The organism is Enterobacter sp. ZOR0014, from assembly GCF_000798855.1.
GTDB classification, from domain to species: Bacteria; Pseudomonadota; Gammaproteobacteria; order Enterobacterales; family Enterobacteriaceae; genus Enterobacter; species Enterobacter kobei.
This window is the reverse complement of record NZ_JTLF01000247.1, coordinates 1-4924: the sequence shown is the minus strand read 5'-3', so window position 1 is coordinate 4924 and position 4924 is coordinate 1. Positions and strand designations below refer to the sequence as shown.

Sequence of the window (4924 nt, the reverse complement as noted above, 5' to 3'; positions counted from 1 at the left end):
TAAAGAGAAACTTCCATTCATCGTAAGGCAGTTTTTTGTAGCCCCACTCGGTCTCACCCGGGACAGCAGCCGGAGATTTTTCTGCGGTACAACCGGCTACCGACATAAGCAGCAGTGAAGTTAAGATGAAGTTAACCTTAGTCATATTGCCGTCCTGTGCGTTAATAATTTGGGACCATAACGTCGTCGTTTTTTTCTGCGTTGTCATTCAGTCGCTGTTGATCGTCCATATACCATACGGAACGCACCCAGTGGTCATTGGGTTTATTCGGGAAGACAAACGCCTTATCTTCTTTAGGACCAAAACGATGAATAAATATCTCTCCCGTTTTAGGATCCACCCATAAATTACGGTCGGACTCGATGTTCCATCCTGCGGAGCAGTGGGTATATTTCCCAATCAGAAGTCGCTCGTCCTCAGTAAAAGCCTGCGGCTCCTGTCCCAGTCGTACCGATTTTCCCTGGGCAATCGCTTTATCACAAAGGGCTTTCAACTCTGTCGGTAATGAATATTTTTCATTCTCTTCCTGAATTTCATAGAACATTACCTCCGCCTCCTGAGCCGCATCCAACATCACACGCAGGCAGACGTTGGCCCATTCATTGGGAACGGCCATGCGCTCAAAAAACACGGCGGCTCCCACCTGTTTTTGTATTATGCCAGCCCGGCTTTGATTGCTGTTTATGACACCAACAGAGCGGGTTTTGGTGGTGATTTTCCCGTGGGGCAAAATATGTTTTAAGGCAGGCAGAGACATCAGCATTTCTCTCGCTTTCTCCGCATTACGATAGACTCGCGTATCGGTTTCTCTGGTATCGTCGCTGACGATTTCAAATTCGGGACAGCTCAGAAACAGGCTTTCATTTTCCTGCAGAGGTGATCCCACCGGATTGTACCCCCCACCGATGTCTGAATGCGCTCCCGGCAGCGCAAGCTCGGGCCACATGCCCTGAATGCTGTTCAGACTGAAGTTATACCGGTATTCATTCATCGCGGTGATCTGGAATACTTTCTTCGCAACCGAAGGACGCAATTCCAGCTTCACCCTCGGATTGCTGCGGCCATTAATGTCGAAAAAGTTGCTGATCCCGCCAATGGCCGCCACGGTATCGAAAAGCCCCAGAAAGCGGACTTCACCGGAAGGTTTACCGTCGTAAAAATCTCCCCTTAGCCCTTTCGTAATTGCACTGGCTATAGCCGTATCCTGTTCCATCACCCGGTTGGCAAAGTGCCGTGCCGCCGCCGCCCCACGGCTAAAGCCAAAGACATCAAACTGAATTTTTGCAATACAGAAATCCTGTTGAACATTTCGCTTCATAAAAGCTAATAATTCGCTGGCGATCCCTTCCATTGCTTCGTCAGTTTTCGTTACCACGCCTTCATACATATCCAGAATACTGGTGCCCAGCCCCATACCGATGGCCGAGTCTGATTTATCCGCCGCGGTACCTATCCCTGAAATGTAGGTCTGAATTTGTGCCTGAACCTGATCATCCAATAAGGTTTGATCTGCTATGTAAAGAGAGTTTAGCCAGTGAATATTTGAATAATATCCTCTGTAGCTGCCATTTGAGAGACTGTCCTTGTTGATGGCATGACTAAAATCCTCGCAGCTTTGCGCATCTTTCTGATTCATCCCCTGTTTGGGAGCGCTGCATTCATTGAATTTCATCAGGCGGGATGCGGTATTTTCACGATTATTCCCCGTACCATCGAAAAACACACCGATGGTTAAGGTCACGCCCCGTACCGGTTTTTTCTTTGCGATAACGGTTTTCCACTCATTATGAATACTGGTTTTATGGGTGGCATCTTGTACGTCATACCCCTGATATTGTGTCATTCCAGCTCTCCGTTAGTTTTTATCTTACCGAACTCAGCTTTTACCGATGACGGAACTGACGTATTGACCGGCGCTGTTTTGCCTTTTTCATCAGTAGTTCCCTGTAAAATATCGCCCTCTGCCGTTGTGATTCGATAAGGTGTTGAAGGCTGTGGTACACCGTTTTCATCGGTAAGAATAAAACCGCCACCAAACCCTACCGGCATTTCAGTCGGCGCAAGATCAAGACTGGCTGCGCCAATCTTTTGTACATTCGCGCATTTAAACAGGATGTTTCCCGGACAACCCAGTTCGATATTTCCACCGCTCAGTCTGATATAGGCCCCACCACACGCCAGAACCAGCTCCTGATGAGCGGAGACAGTCACTGTCCCTTCCGAGCTCTGAATTTCAAGATCCTGCTGAGCGGTAACCGACAAAGCATCACTCTGCGCCTGAATAGTTACCTGGCCTTTTGCGGCCAGTAACTCCATGCCCCGGTTATTTGCCAGCAGACTGACGGCTTCCCCCGCTGCAACGGTGAATGACTGCCCGGCACTGATATCGGTGTTGCCTCCCGACATGATACCCACGCTTTCACCTCCCGAAGCTATCCGCAACGCCCGGGCGCTGACCATGCCAATCCCCTCAGGTGCATGCAGCAGCATGCCCGGAGCGGTGAGGTCGCTTAAAGAGGCATTTAATTGTCGCTGACTCCCGATATCCCCCTGTGTGGCTTTTGCTGAAGTTGCTGCCTTCGCCATGCTTCGTGCCAGCGTTAATGCCTGCTCCAGCTGCCCGATAGCGTCATCCATCTCCAGCATCTGTTTCCGCGCCTGAGGCTGCATATCTGCACTGATAAACACCCCTTTCCCGCCGCGGATACTTATCCAGTCATCCGTCCGCAGCTCTGCACCTTCACCACGCAGTGCCCCGGACGCATCCACGTTATGCCCCAGGTTCAGCTGCGTTTTGCCTCCATACTCGGTGCTGAGCTTGATATGCTCCTCGCCACGCTTATCTTCCATCCGCAACTTGTTAAGACCCGCTGTCCTAATCACGTTCCGCGTGCTGTTTTTCTCCGTCACAGGGTCAACATGGCGCGAGTCGTGCAGCGCATGGGCGATATACGGGCGATCCGGATCGCCTTCATGGAAGGCAATCGCCACTTCCGTGCCCTGGATTAACGGGAAGTGGAAACCGTACACGTCGCCGCCGTAGGGTTTGGCCAGACGCACCGGCATGCTCTCCTGGCCCTGCGACTTGTCATCCCTGTCGGCGTCAAACCTCACCCGATAGAGACCAGAAGCATCCTGCCAGGCGTAGATATCATTGGCCTTGGCGCTGGTCACCCGCGCCGTCATGGTGCCGCTCACCTTCGGGCGCGGCAGCAGCGGCGGACGCCAGCACTGCGTTTCGCTGCAGGGCACCGCCAGCAGAGTGACCTGGAGTGCATCCCTGCGGCTGGCAGTGAACCCGACGGCGGTAAGCAATAACGGATTCTGAAGCATTTCTGGCAGGGCCGGCGGCAGGCTGTCGGTGAGGGTCAGTACCTGGGCCGGGGCAAGCGTCACATCCGTGCTTTTACCGGTGATGCGAACCTGTTCCGCCAGAAAACGCTCATGGTCGAGGCGGGCATAAAAGTTGGCGGTTTCCGCCTGCGGGTCAATTTTGTCGCCGCGCTCAAGGTGGCGCAGCCGGTAATGGTATACCTCACCATAGGTCATCCCCTCGCCGTCGCCCCGTGTCATATCGGCCGGGGCGGACTGCAGCACGCTCTGCGCGTCACGGTGGTTGTAATCTTTCGTCGTGACGTTCGCTTCCACCACGTTGTGAGCCACGTTCAGCCCCCATACCGAGTCCGCGCCGCTGTCGCTCATCCCGGACGGGCTGTTCACCGGCAGGGTTTTGCCGAACATCAGCGCCCGCTGCGCGTCGGCAAAGTGCACCACTTCCGTCTGCGCATCTTCCTGTAAGGTGAAGAAGTAAAATATCCCCACCTCCGCCAGCAGGCGCTGAACAAAGGCCAGGTCGCTCTCCTGGTACTGGTTTATCTGCTCGCGCTTCGGGTAGCTCTGCTTCAGGTTAAACTCGTACTCCCAGCCGTGTAGGCCGTGTTCCCGCAACACCTGCTCCACCACCTCCGGCACCGATTTATTGACGAAGAAACGGTGGCTGCGGTGCTGCCTGTCCAGTAATTTAAGGAAAGGCTCCACCGTTACCCGGTATTTTGCCTGGTCGGCCGAGCCGGATATCCGGTGAAAATCAGTAATGACACCGTGGACCACTTTCTTATCCGCCAGGGCCTGTAAAATACCGGTCCCCATTGTCAGCGTGGCGGGTTTACGCAATACCGTAGCGGTATCAATATTTTTATCCGGGCTGGTGAACGTAATAGTGTAATAATAGGTCTGGCTTAATGCCTCCCTGCCACTGAATTCTTCAACGTCCAGCGATGACAGACAGGAAGGTATATCCAGAAGGTAACGGTTCAGGGTAGTGCTGGTTATATTTTTAATGGTATCAATAAAACTCATATTCTTCTCCACAGTAACAATTACCGGAGGGGAGGGCTTCAGATTTAACATTCAACCCAGGCTGTCTCATTCATCATAGACATAGGTACACGCAGAACGATACATCAGGTATCCAATAAAGAACTCCAGCACTGAAAGCAAACTCCAAAGGTAGTTGTGTTTATTTTAAACCGCTCGCATGCAAAAAAAATCCGCAAGCTAAAGATAATCACCCCACCCATTATAAATATATTTAAAAACCATCTTGAATATCACAAACCCGACAAATATCGATAAAAGCGAAAGCAAAGAAAAAACAATTCTGTGCTCACTATAAGAAAAGAAAACATACCAGATTAAAAATAGCGTACCAAAAGCACCTATTGTCATGCCTGTAGCAGCAATGAATCTAAAAACAAACATCGAGATCATCTTGTTTATTTTCATAATCTATAGCCCAGCGATAAAATACTTACATATTTCGTCAAATTTTTGTGGGTTTATCTCACTAACCTTACAGACTTCTTCAAACGGCTTTACAATATCTTCAACCACAAAATATAAAAGATCCAAACCCCCATGTTC

General features: G+C 51.0%; 2 protein-coding genes. Both read right to left on the bottom strand.

The genetic code is table 11. From position 1 onward, the window contains the following. Positions 1-161: 161 nt before the first annotated feature. The gene (locus tag L977_RS13055) at positions 162-1844 is read right to left on the bottom strand and encodes a T6SS phospholipase effector Tle1-like catalytic domain-containing protein (RefSeq protein ID WP_047625919.1); all 1683 of its coding nucleotides are present in this window, start codon (positions 1842-1844) and stop codon (positions 162-164) included. Beyond that, complete coding sequence (locus L977_RS13050; RefSeq protein ID WP_047625918.1) at positions 1841-4360, bottom strand: type VI secretion system Vgr family protein; 2520 nt, start codon at positions 4358-4360, stop codon at positions 1841-1843. The genes L977_RS13055 and L977_RS13050 overlap by 4 nt, the downstream gene beginning before the upstream one ends. Positions 4361-4924 lie beyond the last annotated feature (564 nt).

Excerpts from the sequence above, each read along its gene's own strand:
- L977_RS13055 (WP_047625919.1), bottom strand. The coding sequence starts at position 1,844 with ATGACACAATATCAGGGGTATGACGTACAAGATGCCACCCATAAAACC.
- L977_RS13050 (WP_047625918.1), bottom strand. The coding sequence starts at position 4,360 with ATGAGTTTTATTGATACCATTAAAAATATAACCAGCACTACCCTGAAC.